2 protein-coding genes and 1 pseudogene are annotated in these 3,664 nt (G+C 68.7%); all 3 read left to right on the top strand.

The features are described 5' to 3' along the window. Positions 1 to 156 precede the first annotated feature (156 nt). Positions 157 to 951, top strand: coding sequence for a glycoside hydrolase family 16 protein (locus U9983_RS26735; RefSeq protein ID WP_322756665.1), 795 nt, complete (start codon positions 157 to 159; stop codon positions 949 to 951). A 613-nt stretch (positions 952 to 1,564) separates the two neighbouring features. Then, a complete protein-coding gene (locus U9983_RS26730; RefSeq protein WP_322756664.1) occupies positions 1,565 to 3,154 on the top strand; it encodes an ISKra4 family transposase in 1,590 nt (529 codons plus the stop codon). Positions 3,155 to 3,449: 295 nt separating this feature from the next. Beyond that, positions 3,450 to 3,664: pseudogene (locus U9983_RS26725) on the top strand (hemerythrin domain-containing protein); the annotation flags it as partial.

The following is a 3,664-nucleotide window of genomic DNA, read 5'->3' as shown; positions in this document are numbered from 1 at the left end:
CCTACCACGTGGCGGGGACGCAGCCGATCCGCGGACGACGAGACTCTACGAAGAAAGACCTCCATGGCGTTCCCATGTCGGCCCTTGCCGCCTTGGCCCTCGTCGTGATATATGCAGGACAGCCGGCGCTTCGCCGGCCCAAACGGGGGTTTGATCATGAAGATAAGCCTATTCACAGTGCTCAAGATTGGGCTCGGCATCGCTGCGGGCATCGGTGTGTCCGGTACCGGGTGCGCACCGATCGGGCTCCCGGTGACGCCCGCACCCCCAGCCGGCTCATCGGGCAGCGTCCAGTGGGGCGAGCCCACTGTCGAGAACTTTGACTCGCTGAGCTCGCGCTGGTACGTCTACAACTTCCCAACAAGTCGCCCGCGCCGCTCGTCCGCACTCGTCAGCGTGTCCGGCGGATCGCTCAAGCTAGGGGGTGCGACGGATTCCGCCGGCCTCGACTTCGGCTCTGGCGTGAGCGACAACGCGTTCCACCAGAAATACGGGCGATGGGAAGCCCGGTTCAGGGTTACGCCGGGTGCCGGGTTTGGTGTCGCTATCCTCCTGTGGCCGGAGAACGGTAATTGGCCCCGGGACGGCGAGGTCGACATGATCGAGATCCCGTCCGCTGACCGGCACAGCGCTATCCAGTCCATTCACAACGGACCATCGAACCTCCAGGCTACGCACGGAGCGAATAACGACTACACCGGCTGGCACACGGTGGCCGTTGACTGGCTGCCAAGTGGGCTGACGTACTACGTCGATGGGGCCGCGACCTGGAAAGTGACGGGCCCCGCATACATTCCCTCGACCGGCCCGCTCCACCTGACGCTGCAGCTCGATGAATGCTCGCCGGGCACCTACGGCGGTTTCATACCGTGCCGAGAGAGCGGCCCCAGCGAAGGAGTGACACTGGAAGTCGACTGGGTCAAGGTATACCCGCCGCCACCAGGTCTGTAGTCACGGCGGCGCCTGTCACGACCGCCGGTACAGCCCCAGCCTCCGTCGTCCAGCCCGCCTTCGAGCTCGTGCGGCACCCCGACGAGTCCGTTCTTCTTCGGGAAGTCGCTTTTCCCCTCGATGACGACTGTAGGTTCGTTCGCGACCGTCACAAGGGCGCCGGTGGCCGCCAGGACCTCGACGTCGATCATCACGTCGTTCACCGGCCCGGACAACCCGTAGCCGAGACTGCCGTCGTTCCATATCTGAGGAAGAGGAACGACAAATTTTGGCCCGCTTCTGAAGAAACCGACCGACGACGGCCGGGGCAAGGTGACGCTGCGCCTCGGGCCGCCCGGCGAGCGCGCCGTCGCCGGCGACACTGAGATGGGTGCGGCTCTTCCGGAAGTCCTGCCAGACCGGCTCCTGGCTGGGCGTAGTGAGCGTTCCGGGAGAGTTGGCGCTTTGATCGCATAGCCGACTGGGGTCGAGGTGAGAAAGCGCAGGTAGCCGGTTCGCGGCCCCAGGCGTGGTTCCGGGCGGGACAGTCCGTCATCGGCCGGATGCGCACGTGGAAAAGCCACCGCCTCCAGTCTTTGTGGCGACTTGGATCACTCAGAAGGAGACGGTGGCCATGGACGCCAGCATCCCAGACACCGCCCGCGACGCACAGAGCGGCACGCAGCCAGCACACACCGACCTCGAGGACGTGTTCGCTCCGTTCCGCGCCCACGCCGAGAAGATGATCTCCTGGGCGGGGTCGGACGAGGCGCACCGGCTCGGGCACGCCGCGCTGGAGGAACATGCCTGGGCGGACGCGTTGGAGGGCGCGCGGCTGCTGACCCAGGGACATCTCGACCAGCGGGCCCGCACCGAGCGGCGCCGCGACGACGTGCGCGACGCCGACGGCCGGCGCCGGCCCACCGTCGAGCCAGGACACGAACGACGCCGCCTCCTGATTTTCGGGGAGGTGTCGACGTCCCGGCTCGCGTACCGCGCCGACGGGAAGGACAACCTGTACCCGCAGGACGCCGAGCTGGCCTGGGGCGTGCGCAGCTACTCGGCCGGGATCACGAAACGGGTCGCCGAGGCCACGGCGGTGGCGCCGTTCGAGCAGGTCGCGGACATGGTCAGCGCCGCCGGCGCGATCCGGCTCGGCAAGCGGCAGTCCGAGCAGCTCGCCGTCGAGACGGCCGTCGACTTCGAGGCCTACTACGCCGCGCGCCGCCCGGAGCCCTGCCCGGACACGACCGGATTGCTGATCAGCTGCGACGGGTCCGCGCTGCCGGTCCGGCCCGACGCGCTACGCCCGGCCACCGCGAAGGCCCACGCCACCCGCGCCCTCGCCGCCGCCGAACACGGCTGGCCCGACGAACCCACCGAGCTACGCCGCAGCCGGACGAGGACCGCGGAACTCGCCGCCGTCGCGGACATCCCACCGGCCCCACGCACCCCGGGCGACGTGCTCGGCGCACTGTTCGACCCCCCTCAGTCCGGGACGGCGACGCCCGGGCCGCGCGCGACCGGCCGCACCGTGTTCGCGTCCGTGGCCCGGCCCGCCGCCCAGGTCATCGCCGACGCGTTCACCGAGGCCGACCGCCGCGACCCGGCGCGCACCCGGCCGTGGTTCGCCGTGATCGACGGCAACAACCACCAGATCGAGACGATCGAGGCCCTCGCCACCGCCCGCGGCAAGAAGGTCACGATCCTGATCGACCTCCTCCACGTCCAGGGCTACCTGTGGAAGGCGGCGAAGGTCTTCTTCTACGACAAGGACCCCGCCGCCCGCGCCTGGGTCCGTGAGCAGACCGGCAAGGTCCTCGACGGCGCTGCCCGGGACGTGTGGGTCGGCATCCGCCGCCGCGCGACCCGGTTCAGCTACACCGCCACCGAGCGCGCCGGCGCCGACGAGTGCGCCGACTACCTGGAACGCAAGGGGAACTACCTCGACTACCCGGCGTTCCTCACCGCCGGTTGGCCGGTGGCCTCCGGCCTGATCGAGGGCGCCGCCAAATGGATGATCAAGGACAGGATGCAGATCAGCGGAGCCCGCTGGGGACTCGACGGCGCCGAAGCCGTCCTGCGCCTGCGCGCCCTACGTGGCAACGTCGACCTCGACGACTACTTCACCTTCCACCTCGAACAGGCCAGACGCCGCAACCACGCCACCCGCTACTGGCCCACGGACACACCGTGCGAGCAACCCGAAGCCCTCGCTGCCTGAACCGCGGTACGCCCGATTCGCCGGACCTCCAAACGAGCCGCACCCGCGGGCCCTGCTCGGCGGCACGCCTGACCCAGCCGATCTCCCTGAGATCGATTCCCCCACGACCCAATCCCGGCTCGCGAACGTCTCCAACGATCTCGCGCAGCATCGCGGTATGTCCTGACCGACGCGTTCGGGCTGCCGGTCACCAGATACCAGGAACGAACATTCACACCGCCCTGTGGCGGTCATCAGTGGCGCACCCGATGTCTCGACATCGCCCTGACTAAAATCTCGGAGAGGAGACGGCACAATGGCAATCAATACCCACCACATGGTGATCGTGCACCGCGCGTTCAGGCGCGAGTTCGGTCTGCTGCCGAAGATGGTCTCGGGCATCTTCGCCGTCGGCGGCCGGCAGGTGCGGGTGGTGCACGACCCCGCTCGCGAGGTGGTGTCGGCGCTGCACCATCACCACCAGGGCGAAGACGACGAGCTGCTCTGGCCCAGGCTGCACGAACGGGCGCC

It is taken from the genome of Protofrankia sp. Cas3 (assembly GCF_963555955.1).
In the GTDB taxonomy this organism is placed as follows: domain Bacteria; phylum Actinomycetota; class Actinomycetes; order Frankiales; family Frankiaceae; genus Protofrankia.
Note: the sequence above shows the minus strand (reverse complement) of the source record. Positions and strands in the feature narration are given on the sequence as shown.

What these genes read in the sequence shown, in the direction of transcription:
- U9983_RS26730 (WP_322756664.1), top strand. Translation starts at nt 1,565, where the DNA reads ATGGACGCCAGCATCCCAGACACCGCCCGCGACGCACAGAGCGGCACG.
- U9983_RS26735 (WP_322756665.1), top strand. Translation starts at nt 157, where the DNA reads ATGAAGATAAGCCTATTCACAGTGCTCAAGATTGGGCTCGGCATCGCT.